Genomic DNA, 24,165 nt, shown 5'->3' on the forward strand with positions numbered 1-24,165 from the left:
ACGGACACCCGATGAAACTCGCCACCTACAAGGACGGCTCGCGCGACGGCCAGCTGGTCGTCGTCTCGCGCGACCTGAGCACCGCCCACTACGCCACCGGCATCGCCACGCGCCTGCAGCAGGTGCTGGACGACTGGAACTTCCTGTCGCCGCAGCTCGAGGATCTTTACGTGACGCTGAACCACGGCAAGGCGCGCCATGCCTTCCCGTTCGAGCCGAAGCAGTGCGCCGCGCCGCTGCCGCGCGCCTACCAGTGGGCCGACGGCTCGGCCTTCATCAACCACGTCGAGCTGGTGCGCAAGGCGCGCAACGCCGAGGTGCCGGAGAGCTTCTACACCGACCCGCTGATGTACCAGGGCGGCAGCGACGACTTCATCGGCGCCTGCGACGACATCGTCGTGCCGAGCGAGAAGATGGGCATCGACTTCGAGGCCGAGGTCGCGGTCGTCACCGGCGACGTGCCGATGGGCACCCCGCCGGAGCAGGCGCTGGAGGGCATCCGGCTGCTGATGCTGGCCAACGACGTGTCGCTGCGCCACCTGATCCCGGCCGAGCTGGCCAAGGGCTTCGGCTTCTTCCAGAGCAAGCCGGCGACCGCGTTCAGCCCGGTCGCGGTGACGCCCGACGAGCTGGGCGGCGCCTGGAAGGGCGGGCGCGTGCACCTGCCGCTGCAGAGCACCTGGAACGGCAAGAAGGTCGGGCTGTGCGATGCCGGCGAGGAAATGACCTTCCACTTCGGCCAGCTGATCGCCCACATCTGCAAGACGCGCAACGTGCGCGCCGGCAGCATCGTCGGCAGCGGCACGGTCAGCAACAAGGACTGGTCGCGCGGCTACAGCTGCATCGCCGAGAAGCGCGCGATCGAGACCATCGAATCGGGCGAGCCGCAGACGGAGTTCATGCAGTTCGGCGACACGATCCGCATCGAGATGAAGGGGCTCGACGGGCATTCGCTGTTCGGTGCGATCGACCAGCAGGTGCGGCAGGGTGGCGGCACGTCCGACGCGGCGGACTGATCTGGGGAACTGACGCGATGGACATCCGCTCGCTCTGGGATTTCGACGACCCGGCGGCCTCGGAGGCGCTGTTCCGCCGCCTGCTCGCCGATGCGCAAGGTGACGACGCGCTGTCGCTGCGAACGCAGATCGCGCGCACGCACAGCCTGCGGCGGCAGTTCACCGAGGCCCATGCCGAACTCGATGCAATGCTGCAGGCGCTGGACGTGGCGGGCGCCGAACCGCGGGTGCGCCACCTGCTGGAACGCGGCCGCACGCTGCGCTCAGCCGGCGAGCGCCAGCAGGCGAGGCCGCTGTTCGCGCAGGCGGTCGATAGTGCACGCGCCGCGCGGCTCGATGAGCTGTTGGTGGACGCGATGCACATGCTCGCGCTCGTCGAGCCGGACACGGCTGACCAGCTGGCCTGGAACGACCGCGCACTGGCCGTCGCACTGGCATCGGACGAAGCCAACGCCCGCGCCTGGGAAGGTTCGCTGGCCAACAACATCGGGATGAGCCTGCACGGCGCCGGCCGTTTCGACGAGGCGCTGGCGAGCTTCCGGCAGGCGCTCGCGGCGCGCGAGCGTGACGGTCGCCCCGCGCAGGTGCGGATTGCGCAGTGGATGGTGGCGTGGACGCTGCGCGCGATGAGGCGCCACGCCGAGGCACTGGTCCTGCAGCAACGGCTGGAGCGGGAGTGGGCTGCCGCGGGCGAGGTGGACGGCTGGGTCTATGCCGAGCTGGGTGAGAACCTCGCCGCACTCGGCCGCGGGCCAGAGGCGGGGCCGTGGTTCAGCCGCGCGATCGATGCGCTGGGGAACGACCTGCCGGATCCGGACACCCTGGCGCGGTGGCGCCGTGTCGTCGGTTGAGCGCCCATCCGGGACTCACTGGTCGTAGACGGTGTCCAGCGACCGGAACCCCTTGACCTCGATCGGGTTGCCCGACGGGTCGCGGAAGAACATCGTCCACTGCTCGCCGGGCTGGTTCTCGAAGCGCACGCCCGGCGGCAGCACGAATGACGTGCCGGCGGCCTGCAGCCGCTGCGCCAGCGCCTGCCAGTCGGGCAGCTCCAGCACCACGCCCAGGTGCGGCATCGGCACCAGGTGGGCACCGACGCGGCCGGTGTCGGTGGTCGCGAACGGCTCGCCCAGGTGCAGCGACAGCTGGTGGCCGAAGAAGTCGAAGTCGACCCAGGTGTCGGTGCTGCGGCCCTCGCGGCAGCCGAGCACGCCGCCGTAGAAGCGGCGCGCGGCATCGAGGTCGGTGACGTGGAAGGCGAGGTGAAACAGGCTGCGCATGGTGTGGCGGATTCTCGCGCAGCTTGGCTACAGTCGCAGCCATGACGCCTTCCACCCTCGCCCTCGCGCGCCGGCTGCTCGCCGCCCTCCCGTTGCTGTGGTTCGCCGCCGCCGCGCCCGCGCAGGAGTCCGACCCGGCCTGCGCGCAGCAGGCCGCCGCGCAGGCGGCGCGCGCGCTGAAGGCGCAGTCCGAGCCCGGCGGCACGCGCGACCGCGGCTTCCTGTGGCGCCTCAGCAAGGGCGGTCACGATTCGTGGCTGTACGGCACGATGCACATCGCGCGGCCCGACTGGGTGATCCCGGGCCCGGCGGTCGCCGCCGCGCTGCGCGAGAGCCAGCGCATCGCGCTCGAACTCGACATCACCGACGCCGACATCGCGCGCCGGCTCGGTGCCGCGCAGGCCCCCAGCGGCGGCGAGCCGCTGCCCGCGGCGCTGGAGCAACGGCTGCAGGGCCAGGCGCGCGCCGCCTGCATCCCCGACGCGATCAGCCGCTCGCTGAGCCCGGTGCTGCTGGCGCTGAACCTGGCCGTCACGGCCGGCCGCGCCGACGGGCTCGACCCGGCCTATGGCATCGACGCCTTCATCGCGCTGCTCGGCCACCAGCTGGGCAAGCAGGTCGATTCGCTGGAGACCCCGGAGATGCAGCTCGACATGCTGACCGGCGGCACGCCCGAGGAGCGCGTCGAGATGATCGACCGCACGCTGGCCGACCTCGAGAAGGGCCAGACGCGGCGCATGCTCAAGCGCATCGCCGACGTGTGGTCGGGCAGCAAGCTCGACGAGCTGGAGCGCTATGCGAGCTGGTGCGACTGCATGAAGACCGCCGACGACCGGCGCGACATGAAGCGCATGCTCGACGAGCGCAACCCGGCGATGGCCGAGCAGGTCGCGGCCTGGCACGAGGGCGGCGAACGGGTGTTCGCCGCCGTCGGCAGCCTGCACATGATCGGGCCGCAGGGCCTCCCGGCCCTGCTGAAGGCCCGCGGCTACCGCGTGGAGCGCATCATCTTCAAGCGCTGATCAGTTGAGCAGCAGCGTGTACTTGCCGTTGGTGGCGCCGGTGCCACCGCTGTAGTACAGCACGCGCACGTAGTACGTCACCGCGCTCGCGCCGCTGTTGCTCACCGAGGCCGAGTCGACCAGCCCGGTGCTCTTCTCGCTCTTCGCGAGCTGCGTGCCGCTGGCGTTGTAGATGTACAGGTCGTAGTCGGAGCTGCTGTTCGGCGTCAACGTCGCGGCCAGCGAACTGCCGCTGGCCACCGTCACCTTGAAGTAGTCGGTGTCGGAGCTGCTGGCGATGGTGCCGGACACCAGCGAGTTCTTGTTCACCGCCTGCGCCGTCGCGATCGTGTTGTTCGACTCGGTGTCCGTCACCGGTGTCGGTGGCGTCGTCGTGCCGCCGCCCGCTGCATCGACCGCCGCGTTGGCATCCACCAGGCCTGCGCCGCACTGCGAGCAGGTGGCAGGGAAGGCCCGCGACGACGACTTCAGCAGCGTCTCGACCTGGTCCGGCGTCAGCGACGGGTTCTTCGACAGCATCAGCGCCACCACGCCCACCACGTGCGGCGTCGCCATCGACGTGCCCTGGTAGTAGTCGTAGCTGTCGGCGCCCGGCGTCGTCGCCCCCGAGTTCAGCGTCGACAGGATGCCGTTCGCCGCACTCGAGCGCACGTCGCCGCCCGGGGCCGCGACGTCCACGATGGCGCCGTAGTTCGAGTAGTACGCGCGCCCGCCGCTGCGGTTCGTGGCCGCCACGGTGATCACGCCGCTGCAACTCGCCGGCGAGAAGCCGGAGGCGTTGGCATTGCTGTTGCCGGCCGCCACCACCACCACCGTGTTGCGGCTGCGGGCCGAGGTGATGGCGTTCTGCGACGTGGTGTCGCAGGCGCCCTGGCCGCCGAGCGACATGTTGATCACGCGCGCCGGGTTGGCATTGGCGGGCACGCCGCTCACCGTGCCGCCCGAGGCCCAGATGATCGCCGCCGCGATGTCGGAGGTGTAGCCGCCGCACTTGCCGAGCACGCGCGCCGGCACGACCTTGGCGTTGAACGCCACGCCGGCCACGCCGTTGCTGTTGTTGGTGACCGCCGCGATGGTGCCGGCCACGTGCGTGCCGTGCCAGCTGCTCGATTCGGCCGCGGCGCCATCGCATTCGCCGGCGTTGATCCAGTCGCCGGGATCCTTCGCATCGCTGTCGCGCCCGCCGCCGTCGTTGGCGGTGGCCGTGTCGGCAATGAAGTCGTAGCCGGGCAGGATGTTMGCCGCCAGGTCGGCGTGCGGCCGGTAGCCGGTGTCGATCACCGACACGACGACGCCGGTGCCGGTGGACTTCTCCCACGCGTCCGGCAACCGCAGGCCGGCGGTGGCCTCGAAGTACTGCCACTGCTGGCCGTACTGCGTGTCGTTCGGCGTGAACAGCGCATGCAGGATGCGGTCGGGCTCGGCGTACTCGACGTTCGGGTCGGAGGCCGCGATGTCACGCGCGATCTGGGCGACGTCGGCCTGCGGCAGGCGGCGGTCGAACTTCATCACGTGGGTGTCGAGCGCGCCGATGCGCAACAGCTGCATCTGCACGCCGGCGCGCAGCGCGACATCCTGGGCGCTGCGGTGCAGCACGCTGCGTTCGGTGGTGGAGGCGGTGGACGCGGCGCCGGCGGCGCCGCTGCGGTACTTGATGATCAGCCGGTCGGTCGGGGTCGGTACGTCGGCCTGGGGTGCTGCAGTGATGCTCTGGGCCGCCGCTGCTGCCGACAGGACGCCGGCATGGGCCGAGAGCGCGGTGGCGCCCGTCAGGACCAGCAGGGCTGACAACACCCTGCGCAGAGAGATTCGATGCATGGATCGCTTTGTCATGTCTCATTCCCTTGTGAGGTTGGAAGCAAAAGCGCCGACAGTCAGCGGCGCGCCCCCAGGGTCGGGCACAAGCGGGGGGCGCGTCAACGCCGCTCGTCCTTCACCTGCAAGAGTTTTCAGGTAGGGGGTTGCTAGGGGTTGCGCGCGTATGCAGCCCGTGCAAGGCGTGCACAATCGGCTGTCCAAAAGACAGCAGCTGCCCACAAGGAGACACCATGGCCGAGGCCCCGAACTTCACGAAGCTGGTGCCCGGTTTCGACTTCCTGCAGGGGCTCGTGAAGAACGCCGGCGCCGCGCTGCCGAACATCKGCCAGTGGGTCGCGCCGACGCTGAACCCCGAGGAACTCGAGAAACGCATCGAGGAGCTGCGCACCGTGCAGTTCTGGCTCGAGCAGAACGCCCGCATGCTGGGCGCGACGATCCAGGCGCTCGAGGTGCAGCGCATGACGCTGTCGACGCTGAAGACGATGAACGTGCAGATGGAAGACCTGCGCGATTCGCTGACGGCGCGGCCCGCGGCCTCGGCACCTGCTGCAGAACCAGCAGCCGCCCCCGCGTCGGCGCGCAAGCCGGACGCGAAGGCCGGCGCGAAAACCGACACCGCCGCCGCCGTCGACCCGATGCAGTGGTGGGGCGCCCTCACCAAGCAGTTCACCGAACTCGCCGCCACCGCGATGAAGGACAGCGCGTCGGATGCGGCACGCAACCTGGCCGGCGCGCTGGTCAAGCAATCGGTCGACGCCGCCGGGCAGACGCTGAAGCGCGCGGCGACGATGCCGGGCGAGGTGGCGATCAAGACGGTGCGGACGGCCAAGGCGGTGGCCGCCAAGACGGCCGCCAAGACCGCCGCTGCCCGCAAGCGCGCCGCACCGCGCGCCTGAGGAGCCCGCCGCGATGAAGCTGTTCGCCCACGCCCACGCGACCCACCCCGACTGGCGCATGGCGCTCGCGCTGTCGGCCGCGCAGATCGACGCGCAGCGGGCCGACCCGGGCGGCGCGCACATCGGCGAGCCGACGCTCGGCTGGGTCTACCTCAGCGACCACTACGCGCCACATGCCGCCGAGTTGCTGGCCGAGCTGCGCCAGCGCTGGCCGGGCACGGCCTGGGTCGGCGCGGTGGGCGTCGGCATCGCGGCCAACGGCGTCGAGTACTTCGACGAGCCGGCGCTCGCACTGATGCTGTCGGACCTGCCGCGCGAGCAGTTCCGCGTGTTCTCGGGGGCGGCACCGCTGCATGGCGATGCTGCTTTCGCGCCCAACACGGCGCAGGTGCATGCCGACCCGGCCGCCACCGACCTGGCCGAGCTGATCACCGAGATGAGCGACCGCACCGCCACCGGCTACCTGTTCGGCGGCCTCGCATCGGCGCGCACGCAGGCGCTGCACATCGCCGACGGCGTGTTCGACGGTGGCCTGTCGGGCGTCGCGTTCAGCCGCGAGGTGACCCTGGTCTCGCGCGTGACGCAGGGCTGCCAGCCGGTCGGCCCGGCACGCCGCATCACGCAGGGCGAGCGCAACGTGGTCGCGCAGCTCGACGACGAGCCGGCCCTCGACTGCCTGCTGCGCGACCTGAAGATCGATGGCGACGAGCCACGCGAGGCGCTGCCGCGGCTGCGCCAGACGCTGGTCGGCCTGAGYGACCCGCGCGATGACCTGATGGCGCGGCCCGGCCAGTTCGGCACCGACACGCGGGTGCGCCACCTGGTGGGCATCGACCCGCAGCAGCGCGGCGTCGCGGTCAGCGACCAGGTCGAGCCCGGCATGCACCTCGCGTTCTGCACCCGCAGCACCGAGGCGGCGCGGCGCGACCTGGTGCGCATCTGCAGCGAGATCCGCGAGGAGCTGGAGCCCGAGACGATGCCGCGCGAGACTGCCCTCGCGCTGCAGCAGGGGCCCGACGGCAGCTCGGCCCCGCATGCGGCGCGCCGCATGGCCGGTGCGGTCTACGTGAGCTGCGCCGGCCGCGGCGGCCCGCATTTCGGCGCGCCGTCGGCCGAGCTCGCCATCGTGCGGCGCGCGCTCGGCGACGTGCCGCTGGTCGGCTTCTTCGCGGCCGGCGAGATCGCGCGCCACCACCTCTACGGCTACACCGGGGTGCTGACGGTGTTCACGACCGCCGCATGAGCCTTCATGCGCCGGTCACGCTGCGCGCGGGGCGTGTCACGCTGCGGCCTTGGCGCGACGACGACCTCGAACCCTGCGCCGCGATGAACGCCGACCCGCAGGTGATGCAGCATTTCCTCGCGCCGCTGACGCGCGCGCAGAGCGATGCCTTCGCGGCACGTGCGCGACTGCACGTCGAGCAGTTCGGGCATGGGCTGTGGGCGCTGGAAGTGCCGGGGCGGCCGTTTGCCGGCTTCGTCGGGCTCTCTGCGGTGCCGTTCGAGCTTCCGGTGCCAGGCATCGCGCCGGATCCCCGGGAGATCGGCTGGCGGCTGGTGCGCGCGGCCTGGGGGCAAGGCTTTGCCAGCGAGGCGGYCCGTCTCGTGCTCGATCATGCCTGGCAGGTGATGCGCCTGCCGCAGGTGGTCTCGTTCACGGCGCTGGGCAACCAGCCGTCGCGCCGGGTCATGGAACGCATCGGCCTGACGCAGCGCGCGCAGTTCGATCACCCGCGCATCGCCGCGGACCACCCGCTGCGTGCGCATGTGCTGTACGCGGCCGAAGCGCCCTGAGCAGGCGCTACAGTCGTGGGCTCGTCGAACAGGCCGATGTGGGAGACCTGACTCCGTGAATGCCCTTCTTCCGGTCCACGCGACCGGTGCCGATGCGCCCAGCGCGGACGAGCGCGCGCAACGCCGCGCGCAGGTCGTCGCCGAACTGGCGCCCCTGCTGCCGCTGCATGCGCTGCTGTCGCGCGGTGAAGACACCGTGCCGTACGAATGCGACGGCCTCACCGCCTACCGCCAGCAGCCGCTGGTGGTGGCGCTGCCCGAGACCGAGGACCAGGTCGCCGCGGTGCTGCGCGCCTGCGACCGGCTCGGCGTGCCGGTGGTCGCGCGCGGCGCCGGCACCGGCCTGAGCGGCGGCGCGCTGCCGCATGCGCTGGGCGTCACGCTGAGCCTGGCCAAGTTCAACCGCATCCTGAAGGTCGACGTGCTGGCGCGCACCGCCACCGTGCAGTGCGGCGTGCGCAACCTCGCGATCAGCGAGGCCGCCGCCCCCTACGGGCTGTACTACGCACCCGACCCGAGCAGCCAGATCGCCTGCACCATCGGCGGCAACGTGGCCGAGAACTCCGGCGGCGTGCACTGCCTGAAATACGGGCTGACGATCCACAACGTGCTGCGCGTGCGCGGCTTCACCGCGCAGGGCGAGGCGGTGGAGTTCGGCTCCGAGGCGCTCGACGCCGCCGGGCTCGACCTGATGGCGGTGCTGGTCGGCAGCGAAGGCATGCTCGCGGTCGTCACCGAGGTCACCGTGAAGCTGGTGCCGAAGCCGCTGCTCGCGCGCTGCATCATGGCGAGCTTCGACGACATCCGGCAGGCCGGCGACGCGGTCGCCAACGTGATCGCCGCCGGCATCATCCCGGCCGGGCTCGAGATGATGGACAAGCCGATGACGGCCGCCGTCGAGGATTTCGTGCACGCCGGCTACGACCTGAATGCGCAGGCCATCCTGCTGTGCGAGAGCGACGGCACGCCCGAAGAGGTGGCCGAGGAGATCGGCCGCATGCTCGACGTGCTGGCCGGCAGCGGCGCCGCGCGCATGGAGGTCAGCAAGGACGAGGCGCAGCGGCTGCGCTTCTGGAGCGGCCGCAAGAACGCCTTCCCGGCGAGCGGGCGCATCAGCCCCGACTACATGTGCATGGATTCGACGATCCCGCGCAAGCGGCTGGCCGACATCCTGCTCGCGATCGGCGAGATGGAGAAGAAGTACGGGCTGCGCTGCGCCAACGTGTTCCACGCCGGCGACGGCAACCTGCACCCGCTGATCCTGTTCGACGCCAACGACCCTGATCAACTGCACCGCTGCGAGCTGTTCGGCGCCGACATCCTCGAGACCAGCGTCGCGATGGGCGGCTCGGTGACCGGCGAGCACGGCGTGGGCGTCGAGAAGCTGTCGTCGATGTGCGTGCAGTTCTCCGACGCCGAGCGCGAGCAGATGCTGGCCGTCAAGCATGCCTTCGACCCGTCCGGGCTGCTGAACCCCGGCAAGGTGATCCCGACGCTGGTGCGCTGCGCGGAGTACGGGCGCATGCACGTGAAGCGCGGTTTGCTGCCGTTCGCCGACATTCCCCGTTTCTGATCCGGTTTCTGATGCCCTGATGACCCACGACCCCGCACTGCAGATCCTCGTCGACAAGGTCGAAGCCGCCCGCGCCGCCGGGGCGCAACTGCGCATCCGCGGCGGCGGCACCAAGGATTTCTACGGCGAGCCGCCGCAGGGCGAGCTCCTCGACACCACGGTGCTCGAAGGCATCTCGAGCTACGAGCCGACCGAGCTCGTCGTCACCGCGCGCTGCGGCACCTCGCTCGCGACGCTCGAGGCCGCGCTCGCCGAGAAGAACCAGTACCTGCCGTTCGAGCCACCGCACTTCGGGCCGGGCAGCACCGTCGGCGGCATGGTGGCGGCCGGCCTGTCGGGCCCGCCGCGCGCGGCGGTCGGCGCGGTGCGCGACTACGTGCTCGGCGCAACGCTGCTGAACGGCCGCGCCGAGGTGCTCAGCTTCGGCGGCCAGGTGATGAAGAACGTCGCCGGCTACGACGTCTCGCGGCTGCTCGCCGGCTCGCTCGGCACGCTGGGCGTGATCCTCGAGGTCTCGCTGAAGGTGCTGCCGCTCGCCCCGGCCACCGCCACGGTGCGCTTCGAGCTGGCGCAGATCAGCGCGATGCAGAAGATCAACGAATGGAGCGGCCTGCCGCTGCCGATCAACGCCAGCGCCTGGTGGGACGGCATGCTCGTCGTGCGGCTGCGCGGCGCGCTCGCCGCGGTGCAGTCGGCACTCGCCGCGCTCGGCGGCGACGTGATCGAGCCGACGCAGGCGATCACGTTCTGGCGCGGCCTGCGCAACCAGACCGACGAGTACTTCGAGAAGGCACGCGCGGCGGTGGCGCATGGCGGCGCGCTGTGGCGGCTCTCGGTGCCGCCGACGGCGCCGCCGCTGGCGGTGTCGGGCGAGCAGCTGATCGAATGGGGCGGCGCGCAGCGCTGGCTGTGCACCGCGTTGCCGGCGGCGCTGGTGCGCGACGCGGCGACGCTGGCCGGCGGGCATGCGACGCTGTTCATGTCGAACGACAAGTCGGCCGGCGCGTTCGCGCCGCTGCGCGCGCCGCTCGACCGCATCCACCGCGAGCTGAAGAAATCCTTCGACCCGCAGGGCGTGTTCAATCCCGGCCGCCTCTACCCGGACCTCTGATCGATGCAAACCAGGCTGTCCTCCGAGTTCAAGGGAACGCCCGACGGCGACGCCGCCGAGGCGATCCTGCGCAAGTGCGTGCACTGCGGCTTCTGCACCGCCACCTGCCCGACCTACCAGCTGCTCGGCGACGAGCTCGACGGCCCGCGCGGGCGCATCTACCTGATGAAGCAGGTGCTCGAGGGCGAGCCGGTCACGCGCAGCACGCAGCAGCACCTGGACCGCTGCCTGACCTGCCGCAACTGCGAGAGCACCTGCCCATCGGGCGTGCAGTACGGCGCGCTGCTCGACATCGGCCGCAAGCTGGTCGATGCGCGCGTCGAGCGGCCGCGCGGCGAACGCACGGTGCGCTGGCTGCTGAAGGAGGGGCTGACCTCGCCGCTGTTCGCGCCGGCGCTGAAGCTCGGCCAGGCCGTGCGGCCGCTGCTGCCGGCCACGCTGCGCGACAAGGTGCCGCCACGCGCCGGCGCGGCGGCGCACCGCTGGCCGACGCGCCAGCACCCGCGCAAGATGCTGCTGCTGATGGGCTGCGTGCAACCGGCGATGGCGCCCAACATCAACAGCGCGACCGCGCGCGTGCTCGACGCGGCCGGCATCCAGACGGTGGTGGCCGACGAGGCCGGCTGCTGCGGCGCGATCCGCACCCACCTGGGCGACATCGACGGCGGGCTCGATGACATGCGCCGCAACATCGACGCCTGGTGGCCGTTGGTGCTGTCGGACCAGGTCGAGGCGATCGTGATGAACGCGTCCGGCTGCGGCGTCACCGTGAAGGACTACGGCCATGCGCTGGCCCGCGACCCGGCCTATGCCGAGAAGGCACAGCGCATCGCCGAGCTGACCTGCGACCTCAGCGAGCTGCTGCCGGAGCTGGTGCCGCGGCTGAAGCCGCGCCTGAAACTGCGGGACGGCAAGACCGGGCCGCGCTCGCTCGCCTTCCACCCACCATGCACGCTGCAGCATGGCCAGCAGCTGCGCGGCGGTGTCGAGACCCATCTGACAACGCTCGGCTTCGAGGTGCGCGTCGCGGCCAGCGAAAGCCACCTGTGCTGCGGCTCGGCCGGCACCTACTCGGTGCTGCAGCCGGAGCTCGCGTACCAGCTGCGCGACCGCAAGCTCGGCCACCTCGACGCGCTGCAGCCGCAGGCCATCATTTCTGCCAACGTGGGCTGCATCCAGCACCTGCAGAGCGGCACCGCGATCCCGGTACGCCACTGGATCGAGGTGCTCGACGAGGCGCTGGCCGCCTGACCCCACGAAAACAGACGGATTTGTCCGACATCGAACGCGGCCACGTCCGACAGACCTGCCCCGAAGCGACGCCGACACTGTGTTCACCGCAGCGCACACCGCGCTGCCTTGAACAAGGAGATCGCCATGAACAAGGACCAGGTCAAGGGCCGCGTCGAAGACGTCAAGGGCAAGATCAAGGAAACCACCGGCAAGGTGGTCGGCAATGACCGCCTGCGCAGCGAAGGGGTCGCCGACCAGGTGGCCGGCAAGTCGCAAGCCGCCTACGGCGATGCGAAGAAGAAGGTCGCCGATGTCGCGAAGGACATCGGCAAGCGCATCGACGAGTGATCGCGAGCTACCGCTTCCGGCCCGGGCCGCGCATGGCGCGACCGGGCTGTTTCAACTTCATTGCCGCTTCATCATGAACATCGAAACCCTGCAAGCCGCCCAGCGCGTCAGCGCCTGGTACCGCAACCGCCGCCCGGTCGCCACCGTGCCGTCGCACGTCGTCACCGATGCCGCGAACGATGAATCGCCCGAGGAGCACCCTCAGGGATGCAGTTCCGAGGTCAGCTCGACCGGCGTCGCCGCCTTGCTGCGCAGCGCCCACAGCACGCCGGCCACCAGCAAAGCCACGCCGGCCAAGGTCTCGGCCTGAGGCCAGCTGCGGCGCAGCACGAAGGCATAGGCCAGCGCCGACAGCGTCTCGAACACGATCAGCTGGCCTGCCAGGGCCGTTGGCAGGCGCTGGCTGGCCTCGTTCCAGCACAGCGTACCGAGCCATGAGGCGAACAGGCCGATCGCGAACATCAGCGCGATGAAATCGCCGGGGCGCGGGCCGAAGGGCATCGCGAAACCCCCGCCTGCGGCATCCCCCTGCAGCGCCATCCACACCCACGTGACTGCATACCCGACCACCGCAAGCGGCAGCGTCGCGAGGCCTTGTGCCGTCGCCCAGCTGCGCGGGCTGCGGTCGGGGTGGGCGCGCAGCCAGTCGGCATTGCGCAGCGGGTACCAGGTCCAGCAGACGACGGCACCGACCGCCAGCACCGCCCCCCACGCATAGCGGGCCAGGTCCGCCTGCGGATCGGCGCGCAGGTGCCCGATCTCGACGTGGTTGACGAGCCCGATGCCGGCACCGATCAGCAGCAGCGACGGCAGCAGCCGCACCCAGGCGATCGGCTCGCCGCCGACCCCCTGTCCACGACGATCGCGCAGGTTGGCGCAGATCGCGATGACGACCGGCAGCGTGCCGATGATCATCGTCGGCAGCGGCCCGCCGGCACGCTGGATCGCGCTCGCGAGGAACAGGTAGTAGACGACGTTGCCGATCGCCGCGAGCTTCAGCGCCTCGATCCAGTCGGCGCGGGTCAGTTGCGACAGCCGCGCCCGGTCGAGCCAGCCGAGCGGCAGCGCGATCAACCCGAAGGCCAGGTAGCGGCCGAACGACTGCAGCGCGGCCGGGTACTCCGGCAGCATCAACGGGCCGACGAACACCAGGCCCCACATCAGGCCGGCGGCGAGGGCGAACAGGGTTCCGGTGAGCAGGGCGGGAGACGTCATCGGCGCAGTGTCGCGCCTCGGCGGCCGGCGGTCTTGTACGAGATTGCCGTCGGCCTTCAGGGAGCCCGTGCCGGCACGCGCGACGACAGCGGCGCGGGGCGGTACGCCGGCCGGAACTTGCAGCCACTGCCGAAGCGCGCCTCGTGGGCCGTGCACAGCTTTGCGACACCTTCGGGCGTCGGCCGCTCGCCGTCGTCGACCCAGCGCAGCAGCGCCGTCAGCAGCGCCGGGTACTCCGGATCGCCCAGGTAGCTGTGGTCGGCCTCGTCGCTGAAGGTCTGCACCAGCCACGACGACGCGCCGGCCGCCTCGACGATCTCGCGGTACGCACTCTCCAGCTCGACGAAGGCGGTCGGGTCGTGGATGGCATGCAGCGTCAGCACCGGCAGCTTCAGCCGGCCGGTGGGGCGGCTGTCGGCCGCGAGCGCCGCCACTGCCTGCGGGTCGGCGGCGTAGCGCAGCACCTGCTTGTTGAGCGCGGCATCGTCGGCCGAGCCGCTGTAGGCGACCTTCGCGTTGCCGAACGGGTTGCGGGTGCCCAGGCGCTTCTGCGTCAGGTCCTGGAACAGCCAGGTGCCCCACTGCAGGTGGCCGAGCAGGCTGCGCTCGGGAATGTGCACCACCGACAGGATGGCGTGCAGCCGCGCCGCCTGCTCCGGCGAGCGCTGCGCGGCCGGCAGCCCGACGCCGGTGCATTCCTTGACGCGCTCGGCCAGTTCGGCGCGCGTCAGCTTCGAATCGAGCGGCAGGCCCTGCCACAGCGGGTAGGCCGCTTCGTCGGGCTTCGGGTGGTTGTGGCAGACCTGCTGGTAGACCACGCGCAGGTCGAGCCGGAAATCGTAGGCGTTGTTGCCGCCGCCCAGCACGCCGCTGGTGAGCAGCACGCCGTCGTAGGCGGGGGGACCGTAGAGCTCGGCCGCCTTCGCGGCCACGCCGGCGCCGTAGCTCTGCCCGTGCAGCACGGTGCGGCGCGGTTTGCCGAAGCGCTCGATGAACAGCTGGCGCAGCCGCTCGGTGTCTTCGGCGGCCATCGTGACGCCGTAGCCGCCGCGCCGGTAGCTGGAGCCGGCCCAGGCATAGCCGGCCTTCACCATCACGGCCCAGCGCTGCAGGTCTTCGGCGCTGCGCGCGAGCGATGGCGCGCCGACCTCCGGCCCGCCGTGCGCATGCACCACCAGCACCTTGTTCCAGTCGGCGGGCATCGCGATCCAGTACAGCGCGCCCTCCGCATCGCGACCGTTGTAGCAGCGTGCGTCGGCCGCCACGCCTTCGGGACAGGGCGCCGCCTGCGGCTCGGCCCTCGGGTCGGCCTTCTCGGCATGCACGACGGGCAGCATCGCGGCCAGCCAAGCGGCGAGGGCCCAGGCCCGCCAGAGTCCCGAGGCGTGCTTCATCGTCAGTTCCTGATCCCGAGTTGGTAGACCGCGCCGGCGCCGGACGACACATAGCCCAGCACGCCGGCATTGAACACGAAATTGCCCGCGGCGGCACCGCTGCTCTGCGCGACACCCAGCACCGGCGCGTCGTAGGCCAGCGTGCCGGTGCTGGCGCCCAGCGTGAGGCTGGTGCCCGACACCACCGCAGCGACCTGGCTGCCATCGCTCGCGGCGAGCGCGAAGTGCCCGTCGGCGCTGCCGGCGGCCAGCGGCGTCTGCGGCGCATACAAGCGCAGGCCGTGCGCGCCGGACGGGTCACGTACCAGGAACAGCGGCACCGTGGTCGCACCGACCTGGCCGAACACGACCGAGCCCGACAGCGTGCCGCCGGTGGTGGTGGCGCCGCCGGTCGGCGAGGTGGTGAACACGTCGAACGCGTTGTGCGCGGCGTTGTAGGTGACGTAGCCCTTCGCGGTCGACGTGCAGGCGGCGTCGTAGGTCATGAAGCGCCCGCTCGCCGGATCCTGGCAGTGCTGGAAGGTGCCGGCATTGCGCACCCGCGACGACGCGGCGTAGGCCGTCGCGACGCCGTCGGCGCCGTACTGCACGCCGCTCACGTCGAAGATGTTGGCGATCGGGTTGAACACCGTCGGCGTGGCCGCGTTCTGGAAGGTGTTCTGGAACGCGATCAGGCCGATCGACGTGCCGCCGGCCGGTGCCGCGACGCCGCCCTGCAGCAAGCCGCCCGCGCCGAACGTGAAGTCGGCCCCGTTCTCGCCGCTCGCGAACACGCAGTTGCCGCGCGGCAGCAGCGCGCCGCTGCGCTGCGTGCCGGCCGCGCGCTGCCCGCTGGCATCGATCGTGATCGTGTAGCCCATCGTCGCCGGGTCGAGCGCGACGCTGAGTTCCTCGCCGAACAGGTTGCCGCCCTTGTAGGTGGCGGCGGAGGCCGGCAGGTTCGGGCAGGCCAGCGGATCGGCCGTCTCCTGCACGCAGCTGTAGTTGGACGCGGCGTCCACGCTGCCGCTGCCCTTGTACTTCGGCCACGCCGGGAAGCGGCACAGCGGGCGCGTGCGGCCGGCGGTCGCGGCGACGGTGTCGGTCACGACGCCGGTCTCCGGCGCCACGCCCTTCTCGACCCAGTTCTCCAGCGCCGCCAGCGAATCCCAGCTCGGGAGAAAGACCCCCGTGCCGTGCCCCATGCCCGGCACCGTGTAGAAGCGGATGCCCTGCTCGGTGGCCGCATCGCCGACGGTGCTCTTCACGCGGCCGTAGTACTCGATCGTCGAGTTGTTGCTGATCACCTCGTCGGCCAGGCCGTGCAGCAGGATCAGCCGGCCACCGTGCGCGAGGAACGGCGACAGGTCGGCATCGAGCGCATCGGTCATTGCCGAGACGGCGGAGATGCGCGCAGCCCAGGCGCCGCCCGTCACCGGGTCGAGCGTCAGCGTGTCGAAGCCGGCATCGCGGGTGACGAAGTACTTCGCCCACTGGTCGCCGGTGACGTAGACGTTGGCGTCGGCGGTGGTGGCCGGGTTGCCCGGTACCTGGCGCGTGCCGAGGTCGCGCGACGTGGAGGGGCCGGCGACCAGCGTGCCTTCGAGGAGGTTGTAGCCGCCGGCGCGCGTGACGCCCTTCGCCAGCGTGTAGCCGTTCAGTTCGAGCGGCGACTCGATGGTGCGGATGGTGGTGAGCTGGGCATCGGACAGGCAGCTGTCGCCGGCGTCGGTGCCGCCGGCGCAGCGCAGCGTCGCGAGGATCTGCGGGTTCAGCTGCCGGCAGCTCTCGACGTTGCTGACGATGCCGTCGGCGGCGCCGTCGAGCTTGTCGCAGGCGGCCAGCACGGTCTTCTGCACCAGCAGCGTCTTCGCGAGGTTGACCCAGCCGGCGCCGCCGTTGGCGTACAGCGCGCGCCCGACGGCCACGTTCGACAGCCGCGTGCCGCTGTAGTTGAGCGCCGGCTCGTTGGCGACCACGCCGTCGTAGTCGGCCGGCCAGCGCTGGATGTGCAGCAGCGCATCGCGCCCGCCGGTGGAGGTGCCGAGGAAGTAGGCCTTGTCGGGCGCCGTGCCGTAGCGCGCCTTCACCAGCAGCATCGCGACATCGTGGGTCTTCTTCAGCGACTGGCCGCCGTAGTTGGCGAGCGATTCGTCGTTGGCGGCGAACGTGCCGTCGGTGATGCTGCTGCTCTGGTGGCCGCCGTCGTCGCCGAAGGTGGCGTAGCCGAGCGCCAGCGGTGCCGGCTTGCCGGCGGGGCCGAAGCGCAGCGGCTCGGTGCCGTCGATCAGCGTGCCGTTGAAGCCGCCGCCGCCGAAGTGGATGGCCTTGTGGTTCCACTGCGCCGGCAGGTTGACGGCGAAGGTGATGGCCGGCGCCTGCGGGTCGACCGGGGCGATGGTGCCGCGCACGCGGCAGTAGTCGCCGAGCGTGTTGCCGGCGTCGCTGGCCGCGACCGGCGTGGCGCTGCTCACGCTGGCGCCTTGCGTCGGCAGGCCGATCTGCGCGGCCGTGAATTTCAGGCCGGCGAGGTCGGCGCACGCGGTGCCGGTGGCGACCGGCGGGCCTTCGGCCGCAGGGGTGCCGTCATCGCCGCCACCGCCGCAAGCGGCGAGCAGCGCGGACAGCGCGAGGGTGGAAAGGAAGGGACGGATGCGTTGCACGACGCGCCCGTCCATGCGGCGGCCAGGGCCCATGGTTCTTGTCTCCGGTCTGAGGCCTCGCGGGCCTTCTGGTTGAACAGCGCCGCGACGATAGGCGCGCGCCTGATCTGCGGTCAAATAAAATAAGCAGGCCATTCCGATACGAAAAACATATGGAGACGACGAGATGGAGATGAGACAGCTCCGCTATTTCGCGGCCGTCGCGCAGACCGGCCACATGACGCGTGCGGCCGAGCAGCTGGGCATCCAGCAGCCGCCGCTGAGCCAGCAGATCCACGCGCTGGAGCGCGAGCTGGGGCTGTCGCTGTTCCGCCGGCATCCGCGCGGCATGGCGCTCACCGATGCGGGGCGGCAGTTCCAGGTCGAGGCGACGCGCATGCTGCAGGGCATGGAGGCGATGTCGCAGCGCATGGCGCGGGTCGCGCAGGGGCAGGAAGGAACACTGGCGATCGGCTTCACCAGCTCGGCCGCGGCGCACCGCTTCATGCCCGAGCTGCTGCRCGCTTTCCGGCGGCTGCACCCGCAGGTCGAGCTGCAGCTGCGCGAGGAGAACGCCGCCGAGCTGACCGAGGCGCTGTCGGCCGGCCGGCTGCACTGCGCGCTGCTGCGGGTGCCGGTGGCGCGGCCCGAGGGCCTGCAGTTCGAGACGCTGCTGCGCGAGCCGGTGATGGCCGCGATGCCGAGCGACCATGCGTTCGCGGCGGCGTCGAGGCGCGGCGGCGCTGCAGGTGGCAAGACGGCGCGGCCGCTGACGCTTGCGCAGCTGTGCAGCGAGGGATTGATCCTGGTGCGCCGCCCCGGCGCGCCCGGGCTGTACGCCGAGCTGCTCGCGCTGTGCCATGCGAAGGGCCTGCGGCCGCGCATCGTCGCCGAGGTCGACCGGATGATGACGAACCTGAACCTGGTGGCGGCCGGCGCGGGGCTGTCGGTGGTGCCGGCCTCGATGACCGGCGCGCATCCGCATGCGATCGCCTATCGACGGTTGGCCGGCAGCGGCTCGCTCGATGCACCGCTGACGCTGGTGTCGCGCGGCGACGAGGACAACCTGCCGGCGCAGCGCTTCACGGCCCTGGCGCGCGAACTGGCATCGAAGCAGGTGAAGGCATGAAGGCGACCCGTCGACAGATCGTCCGCGCTGCGCTGGCCTGGCCCGTGATGGCAGCCGCTGCGCCACCGACGGCCCCCTGGCCGAGCCGGCCGGTGCACCTGATCGTGGTCTACCCGCCGGGTGGCGTCAGCGATGCGATGGCGCGCACGCTGGCCGAGCCGCTGGCGCAGGCGCTGGGCGTGCCGGTGGTGGTCGAGAACCGGGGCGGCGCCGGCGGCGCGCTGGGCATGGAGGTGCTGGCGCGGGCCGCGCCCGACGGTTGCACGCTGGCCTTCTCGGCCGTCTCGCCGCTGACGCTGCAGCCGCTGCTGGCCGGCGGCCCGCGCGACCTGCTGGGCAGCGTGGTGCCGGTGGCCGGCGTGATGAACACGCCGGTGCTGGTGGCGGGCACGCCGGCCTTCACCGGCCACAGCTTTGCGGACCTGATCGCGCAGGCGCGCGCGCACCCTGGCGCGGTGCGCTGGGCCACCTCGGGCATCGCGACCAGCGGCCACATGGTGCTCGCGCAGACGCGGCTGCAAAGCGGCGTCGACATCACGCACGTGCCGTACCAGGGCGGCGGGCCGCAGATCAACGATGCGATCGGCGGGCAGTTCGAGGTGCTGTCGACCAACGTCGCGTCGGCGCAGCTGCAGTTGCTGGCGGCCGGGCGGCTGAAGGCGCTGGCGGTCGGTGCGCCGGCGCGGCTCGATGCCTTGCCGGAGGTGCCGACGCTGGCGGAACTGGGCTATCCGCAGGCCAACATCGGTTCGCTGTTCGGCGTGTTTGCGCCGGCCGGCACGCCGGCCGCGGTGGTGGCCAGGCTCAACGGCGAGATCGGCCGGTTGCTGGCGAGCGATGCGGTGGCAGCGCGGCTGCGTGAATCGCACAACCTGCCGGCGGGGGGGACGCAGCAGGATTTCGTGCGGCAGATCGCAGCAGAGCGACGGCGCAATCAGGTGCTGATCAAGCGGTCGGGGGGATTGCTGGAATGACCGATGGGGATCGGTGCAGAGACACAGCGTCAGTTGGCGGCCTGCCGCGCCGGCGGTTTGCGTCGCGAAGCCGGTGAAGCCCTCATCGGCATCGTCTGGATCTGCATCCAGAAGAGGCAGGCACGGAATGCAGGTCGCACCGCCTTGCGCGGCGACCAGAGGGCCTCGATCTCCTCGCCCGAGCCGGACACCACCCACCCGATCGCCCCGACGGCCTCGACACAGTTCTCGACGATGCGCCGGCGCTCACCGAAGCAGTCGGCCTCCACGCTCACCATCTGCGACCGCGCGGGGTTCTCGTAGGGTTGCGCGCTGCTGTCGGCGACGATCCCGACACTGGAGACGACCCGGCACGCCCAGCCCATCGCCTGTTCCACGTCGCCGCTTCGGCCGGGAACGATCACGAAGCGGAGTTGAAGCCTGAACGTGCCGGAGGAGTGCATCGCCTGTACCTGTGCTTTGCTGATTGGCGTGGTGGCGATCGCTCCGTTGCACTACCCGACGCGACCAAGCTTCACGCCTGTGGTGGGCACTGTATGTCGCGCTCGGCCAGCGGTCGACGCATTCATCCGTCAATTCGTTCGAGCTTCGAGATCAATCGGAGCCCACGTGGACGCCAGGGAGTGCACTGGAAGGCCAGGTTGCCATCTGTGTCTGAGATGGCCAAGTCGTGACGATCATTCATCGCTGTCGAACACGAGGCTGTGCGCCGGGTTCGTGATGCTCGTTGCGCGGTTGCTCGTCGCCTCCACGCCGTACGTGCTCGGGTTGCCGTTCAGGCTCAGGCCGTGCGGTTGCCGTTCGCGTCGTAGCTGATCGCCCAGCTCGCCGCGTTCGTCGTGATCCCCGTCAGCCGGCTGTTCTCGTCGTAGCCGAACACTTGGTCCAGCGCCGGCTGCGCCGTGCCGTCCGCGCTCAGATGCGTGAAGCTCACGATGCGGCTCGCCTCGTCGTAGCGCACATCCCGCAGCGCCTCGCCCAGCGGGTAGCGGATCTCCCGGCCCGCGAGGTCGAAGTAGCGCTCGTTCGCCTTCGTGCCGCTCGCCATCGCCCAGCCCCAGCGCTTGACCGTGCCGGCGAACGGCGTCCACTCGATCTGCGTGATCAACGGCGTGCCGCCCAGCGTGATGCAGGTGACCTCGCCGTCCACTCAGGTCAGGCGCAGTTGCCGGTCCGACAGGTATCCATCCAGCATGCGCGCGGCGCGCGGAAGCTGTAAGTGATCGGTGCCACTTAACGAGCCGCGTTGGCGTCTTCTTCATTGTGTAGATCGAAAACAGTTCCTACACCATATTTTTTATCCAAAATATCTTTCGCCGCGACTAAATTCTTCGCATACACAGAAACCCGCCCACCAGAATCGTTCGCTTTTCCAGTAAATATAATCGCCTTGTAAAGCCTATCCAAATCCTGATTCATTCAACACCTCGCCGGCAAGGCGCCAAACAAGCGCCGCTATCACAAAACCCACCAATGGTAGTTCCTTGCCCACGAAGCAAGTTTGTTATTTCAAGAAGCGCCATATCCGGGAAATTGAGAACCCGCACCCCTGAAACGCCACCAAAACGCATTACATCGGCGTCAAACAGATCCTTCGCGACCTGCGTAGCTCCGTTGGGGAGGCCATGGACGCCACTAATGATATTCACGTTGCCTTTGTACAAACCGCCTTGGACAAGGGCAGAGAAATCGTTTTGCGATATCTTTCCAGCTGCAGTTCAGACTTCTCCCCCGGCGGCATTGATTTCCGATGTAAACACACCCCCGTGGGCACTCAGCCCTCTAGGAATCCTACAGAAATCAGTGGCTCTAATAGCCTGGACTACTTTGGCACCAACGCTAAGCAACCCATCGCCAGCAGCGAATAGCATCACATCCTTATAGGTATTTATTAGCGCGTCTTGGTATTGTTTGAATTCGCCTCCAATATTCAGGTATCCCATGCCAGCTGTCTGCAGGCCGCGCGGATCGACATTAAGTAGCGGATTCCCGCCCACATACCCATACGTCGTCAGACTCCCAGCGGCCAGACCGATCGGATCACCCTGCGTGTTGCATTGGGTGTGCGAGACAGCCACACCTACCATTCATATTTCTGAGTTTCCAGGGTGTTCACCCAGTCCACGAGCTTGTAGTCGCGACGCACAAGCTCTTTAACGAACTCCAAGAAGCCCGTCGACATTGCCGCGAAGACCGGCTCGGATCGTGACAGGAAGAAGATGCGCCCGCTTGAGTCGAAGGCGTAGAAGTTGCCCAGGACGTCCTGGGCGAATCGAGCACTACCTTTCAGGTGACCACTCTCGATACTTGCAAGCCACTCCCTGCGGAAGCTCAACTCGTCATCAATGTCGCCATAGCCAACAGCAAGGAGCCAGCTGCGAAGATCATTGGGCAACGGAGTGCCAATTTCTTCTTCCAGTTTGCGCAGCCCCTCGGGGGAAGTGGCTGCGTGAGGTTTGAAGACTGGCTTTCTACGAAGCAAGCCCTTCCGACTTGCCGAGAGCACGGTCTTCGCAAGCTCGTCAACTTCTGAAGTCATTTGCTGCACTCGCAATCATTGGGGTCATTCATGGCCGCAGAAGCTCCCCCGTACAGTGCCCCACCAGGTGTGTAAGGCACGCGGTTGATCGCCCTTCGCCACGCAGGCCAAGTCGGGTATTTCCCGCCAATGCCCGCAGCAGTCGCGTCCATGAGGTCATGAAGATCAGGCCTCTTGCCAGTCGTCGGAATGTAATCTCCGTTGGCTCTGTTGCCGGTCCTGCTCCACCAGCTTCCTCGATTCCACTTCGCAGGAGTCGCAGAGTGCGAGAAGTTGCTCCAGTTATTCGGACTGGCCTGCCTCGCAAATGCTCGCGATCCACCTGCAAATCCCGTCGCGGTTGATGCAACAACGCCGGTGACCTCACCAGCCGTGTACCACTTCGAGCATCGATTGACATTGTTCAGGTCCAACAGGCTGCGCGCCTGCTTGCTCAGACCGAAGGTCACAACGTCACCGAAGCCACCACCGAAGTCAACCATCTCCTGAGATGGCGACCAGCCTCCTGTGCCGGTATAGATGGCACCCCACACGTCATCCATGCCGAACAGGCCATAGGGATCAACGTAGGTCAGCGGGTTGTTTTCGCCGTAGGTAAACGTGTTGATGCCCCCGTTCAGCCCGATGGGATCGCTTTGAGCGTACTGCCCGCCCGCCGCGTTGTAGTACCGGTGGTAGTTGTAGAACAGCCCACTCTCCTGGTCCGCATACTGCCCCGGGAAGCGCAGGTTCTGCGTAAAGACGCCCAGCCCGCCCGGGTTGGTCTCCGGCGCGCTCGTCCCGAAGGGCTCGGCCAGCCAGCGCCAGCGCACCCGGTTCTGCCGGTCCACCACCACGCGCGGCGTGTTCAGGTGATCGGTGTGGATGAAGTACACCAGCGGCTCGCCCGATGGGTTCGCCGGGTCGGGCGTGAACATCGCCATCGGCGTGTCGCGCAGCCACACGTATTCCCGCAACGGGGCGCCGTTCTGGTCGTACTCGCCCAGCAGGTGCCCCGCCCGGTCGTACACGAACACCACCGTGCTCTGCGGCCCCGTGCTGCTCACCTTGCGCACGCGCTGCCCCGCCGCGTTGTAGGTGTAGCGCGTCGTCACGCCGCCCTTGGTGATCGTCGCGAGCTGGCCACGCAGGTTGTACGTCGCGGTGTAGCCCGAGCCATCGGCCGCGCTGTCGCTGAGCGTGTTGCCGGCGTTGTCGAACACGAGGCTTCTGGCCGGGTTCGTGATGCTCGTCGTGCGGTTGCTGGTCGCCTCGACGCCGTACGTGCTCGGGCTGCCGTTCAGGCTCAGGCCGGTGCGGTTGCCGTTCGCGTCGTAGTTGATGGCCCAGCTCGCCGCGTTCGTCGTGATCCCCGTCAGCCGGCTGTTCTCGTCGTAGCCGAACGCCTGGTCCAGCGCCGGCTGCGCCGTGCCGTCCGCGCTCAGGTGCGTGAAGCTCACGATGCGGCTCGCCTCGTCGTAGCGCAGGTCTCGCAGCGCCTCGCCCAGCGGGTAGCGGATCGCCCGGCCCGCGAGGTCGAAGTGGCGCTCGTTCGACTTGGCTCCATCGGCCATGGCCCATTGCCAGCGCTTCACTGCCCCGGCGAACGGCGTCCACGCGATCTGCGTGATCAGCGGCGTGCCGCCCAACGTGATCTCGGTGACTTCACCGTCCACCCAGGTCAGCCCGAGCTGCCGGCTCGACGGGTAGCTGATGCCGCTCAGGTTGCCCAGCGTGTAGCCGTAGGCCACCGTGTGCGTCAGTTGCGCGACGTTGCTGCCGGTGCTGGCCTCGACGCGCTGCACGTCGCTGACCACCGCGCCCTGGTCGTCGTAGCCGTACTGCGCCGAGCCACCCGGGTAGCTGCTGCTCGTCAGCTTGCCCGCGCCGTAGCTGAAGCCCGCGCCGGTCTGGCTGTAGGCGAGGCTCACGGTCTCCGTCGGCTGCCCGCTCTTCGTGTACACCGCTGCGGTCAGCCGGTCGCTTGCGTCGTAGTCGTAGGTCGTCAGCACGCCGCGGCTGTCGGTGCGGGTCTTCAGGTTGCGGGCCGCGTCGTAGGTCAGGCTCTCATTGCCGGTGTCCGGGCTGATCACCTGCGTCGCATCACCCAGGCCGTTGCGCGGGTACTGCGTCGCGAGGTTCCTCGGGTCGGTCACCTGGGTCGTGCGGTCCCCGCCGTCGTACTCGAAGCGCGTCGTGCCATTCTTCGGGTCGGTCGTGTCC

At 69.6% G+C, this 24,165-nt stretch carries 23 protein-coding genes; 13 read left to right on the top strand and 10 right to left on the bottom strand.

What is annotated here, in order from left to right; genetic code table 11:
• The first annotated feature begins 11 nt into the window (after positions 1 to 11).
• Both AC1DXV_RS06480 and AC1DXV_RS06485 read left to right on the top strand, forming a co-directional pair.
• Positions 12 to 1,016 (top strand): fumarylacetoacetate hydrolase family protein, encoded by a 1,005-nt coding sequence (locus tag AC1DXV_RS06480; protein ID WP_477872473.1) that lies wholly within the window; start codon positions 12 to 14, stop codon positions 1,014 to 1,016.
• Between the two features lie 17 nt (positions 1,017 to 1,033).
• Positions 1,034 to 1,867 (top strand): tetratricopeptide repeat protein, encoded by an 834-nt coding sequence (locus AC1DXV_RS06485; RefSeq protein ID WP_477872471.1) that lies wholly within the window; start codon positions 1,034 to 1,036, stop codon positions 1,865 to 1,867.
• Positions 1,868 to 1,882: 15 nt separating this feature from the next.
• On the opposite strand, the gene AC1DXV_RS06490 is transcribed toward AC1DXV_RS06485, so the two are convergent.
• The gene (locus AC1DXV_RS06490) at positions 1,883 to 2,296 is read right to left on the bottom strand and encodes a VOC family protein (RefSeq protein ID WP_477872469.1); all 414 of its coding nucleotides are present in this window, start codon (positions 2,294 to 2,296) and stop codon (positions 1,883 to 1,885) included.
• A gap of 41 nt (positions 2,297 to 2,337) precedes the next feature.
• Here AC1DXV_RS06490 and AC1DXV_RS06495 point away from each other — a divergent pair, with 41 nt between their 5' ends.
• Positions 2,338 to 3,318: a TraB/GumN family protein gene (locus tag AC1DXV_RS06495; RefSeq protein WP_477932916.1), complete on the top strand. Its 981-nt coding sequence runs from the start codon at positions 2,338 to 2,340 to the stop codon at positions 3,316 to 3,318.
• Here AC1DXV_RS06495 and AC1DXV_RS06500 read toward each other — a convergent pair whose 3' ends face one another.
• The gene (locus AC1DXV_RS06500; RefSeq protein WP_477932918.1) at positions 3,319 to 5,136 is read right to left on the bottom strand and encodes a S8 family peptidase; all 1,818 of its coding nucleotides are present in this window, start codon (positions 5,134 to 5,136) and stop codon (positions 3,319 to 3,321) included.
• 230 nt (positions 5,137 to 5,366) lie between these two features.
• On the opposite strand from AC1DXV_RS06500, the gene AC1DXV_RS06505 reads away from it, so the two are divergent.
• The 8 genes from AC1DXV_RS06505 to AC1DXV_RS06540 all read left to right on the top strand — a co-directional run bounded on the left by AC1DXV_RS06505 (position 5,367) and on the right by AC1DXV_RS06540 (position 12,401).
• Positions 5,367 to 6,032 (top strand): PhaM family polyhydroxyalkanoate granule multifunctional regulatory protein, encoded by a 666-nt coding sequence (locus tag AC1DXV_RS06505; RefSeq protein WP_477932920.1) that lies wholly within the window; start codon positions 5,367 to 5,369, stop codon positions 6,030 to 6,032.
• A 13-nt stretch (positions 6,033 to 6,045) separates the two neighbouring features.
• Positions 6,046 to 7,275 (top strand): FIST signal transduction protein, encoded by a 1,230-nt coding sequence (locus AC1DXV_RS06510; protein WP_477932922.1) that lies wholly within the window; start codon positions 6,046 to 6,048, stop codon positions 7,273 to 7,275.
• On the top strand, positions 7,272 to 7,826 hold the full coding sequence (locus AC1DXV_RS06515; protein ID WP_477932924.1) for a GNAT family N-acetyltransferase: 555 nt from the start codon (positions 7,272 to 7,274) through the stop codon (positions 7,824 to 7,826). The genes AC1DXV_RS06510 and AC1DXV_RS06515 overlap by 4 nt, the downstream gene beginning before the upstream one ends.
• Positions 7,827 to 7,881: 55 nt before the next feature.
• Positions 7,882 to 9,399 (top strand): FAD-linked oxidase C-terminal domain-containing protein, encoded by a 1,518-nt coding sequence (locus AC1DXV_RS06520; RefSeq protein ID WP_477872085.1) that lies wholly within the window; start codon positions 7,882 to 7,884, stop codon positions 9,397 to 9,399.
• Between the two features lie 19 nt (positions 9,400 to 9,418).
• Positions 9,419 to 10,510 (top strand): glycolate oxidase subunit GlcE, encoded by a 1,092-nt coding sequence (gene glcE / locus AC1DXV_RS06525; RefSeq protein ID WP_477932926.1) that lies wholly within the window; start codon positions 9,419 to 9,421, stop codon positions 10,508 to 10,510.
• Between the two features lie 3 nt (positions 10,511 to 10,513).
• Positions 10,514 to 11,761, top strand: coding sequence for a glycolate oxidase subunit GlcF (gene glcF, locus AC1DXV_RS06530; RefSeq protein WP_477869699.1), 1,248 nt, complete (start codon positions 10,514 to 10,516; stop codon positions 11,759 to 11,761).
• 126 nt (positions 11,762 to 11,887) lie between these two features.
• Positions 11,888 to 12,091, top strand: a complete 204-nt coding sequence (locus AC1DXV_RS06535) for a CsbD family protein (RefSeq protein WP_477932928.1) — start codon at positions 11,888 to 11,890, stop codon at positions 12,089 to 12,091.
• 73 nt (positions 12,092 to 12,164) lie between these two features.
• On the top strand, positions 12,165 to 12,401 hold the full coding sequence (locus AC1DXV_RS06540) for a hypothetical protein (RefSeq protein WP_477932930.1): 237 nt from the start codon (positions 12,165 to 12,167) through the stop codon (positions 12,399 to 12,401).
• Here AC1DXV_RS06540 and AC1DXV_RS06545 read toward each other — a convergent pair.
• The 3 genes from AC1DXV_RS06545 to AC1DXV_RS06555 all read right to left on the bottom strand — a co-directional run bounded on the left by AC1DXV_RS06545 (position 12,293) and on the right by AC1DXV_RS06555 (position 17,375).
• Complete coding sequence (locus tag AC1DXV_RS06545; RefSeq protein ID WP_477869705.1) at positions 12,293 to 13,291, bottom strand: DMT family transporter; 999 nt, start codon at positions 13,289 to 13,291, stop codon at positions 12,293 to 12,295. The two genes, AC1DXV_RS06540 and AC1DXV_RS06545, sit on opposite strands and share 109 nt — an antisense overlap.
• Positions 13,292 to 13,362: 71 nt before the next feature.
• Positions 13,363 to 14,700 (bottom strand): alpha/beta hydrolase family protein, encoded by a 1,338-nt coding sequence (locus AC1DXV_RS06550; RefSeq protein ID WP_477869703.1) that lies wholly within the window; start codon positions 14,698 to 14,700, stop codon positions 13,363 to 13,365.
• Between the two features lie 2 nt (positions 14,701 to 14,702).
• Entirely contained in the window at positions 14,703 to 17,375 is a 2,673-nt protein-coding gene (locus AC1DXV_RS06555; protein ID WP_477932932.1) for a tannase/feruloyl esterase family alpha/beta hydrolase, read from the bottom strand.
• Positions 17,376 to 17,508: 133 nt separating this feature from the next.
• On the opposite strand from AC1DXV_RS06555, the gene AC1DXV_RS06560 reads away from it, so the two are divergent.
• The gene (locus tag AC1DXV_RS06560; RefSeq protein WP_477932934.1) at positions 17,509 to 18,450 is read left to right on the top strand and encodes a LysR family transcriptional regulator; all 942 of its coding nucleotides are present in this window, start codon (positions 17,509 to 17,511) and stop codon (positions 18,448 to 18,450) included.
• Positions 18,447 to 19,424, top strand: a complete 978-nt coding sequence (locus tag AC1DXV_RS06565; protein ID WP_477866978.1) for a Bug family tripartite tricarboxylate transporter substrate binding protein — start codon at positions 18,447 to 18,449, stop codon at positions 19,422 to 19,424. Before AC1DXV_RS06560 ends, AC1DXV_RS06565 begins: the two co-directional genes overlap by 4 nt.
• Before the next feature lie 29 nt (positions 19,425 to 19,453).
• Here AC1DXV_RS06565 and AC1DXV_RS06570 read toward each other — a convergent pair whose 3' ends face one another.
• The 5 genes from AC1DXV_RS06570 to AC1DXV_RS06590 all read right to left on the bottom strand — a co-directional run.
• Positions 19,454 to 19,867, bottom strand: a complete 414-nt coding sequence (locus AC1DXV_RS06570; RefSeq protein WP_477932936.1) for a hypothetical protein — start codon at positions 19,865 to 19,867, stop codon at positions 19,454 to 19,456.
• A gap of 338 nt (positions 19,868 to 20,205) precedes the next feature.
• A complete protein-coding gene (locus tag AC1DXV_RS06575) occupies positions 20,206 to 20,574 on the bottom strand; it encodes a hypothetical protein (RefSeq protein ID WP_477932938.1) in 369 nt (122 codons plus the stop codon).
• Positions 20,575 to 20,657: 83 nt separating this feature from the next.
• The gene (locus AC1DXV_RS06580) at positions 20,658 to 20,843 is read right to left on the bottom strand and encodes a hypothetical protein (protein WP_477871281.1); all 186 of its coding nucleotides are present in this window, start codon (positions 20,841 to 20,843) and stop codon (positions 20,658 to 20,660) included.
• 661 nt (positions 20,844 to 21,504) lie between these two features.
• Positions 21,505 to 21,963, bottom strand: a complete 459-nt coding sequence (locus tag AC1DXV_RS06585; RefSeq protein ID WP_477871279.1) for an SMI1/KNR4 family protein — start codon at positions 21,961 to 21,963, stop codon at positions 21,505 to 21,507.
• Positions 21,960 to 24,165: RHS repeat-associated core domain-containing protein (locus AC1DXV_RS06590; RefSeq protein ID WP_477932940.1), on the bottom strand; the 2,206-nt coding region annotated here is incomplete at its 5' end. The genes AC1DXV_RS06585 and AC1DXV_RS06590, both read right to left, overlap by 4 nt.

The sequence above is a fragment of the Rhizobacter sp. P3_C12 genome, assembly GCF_056402735.1.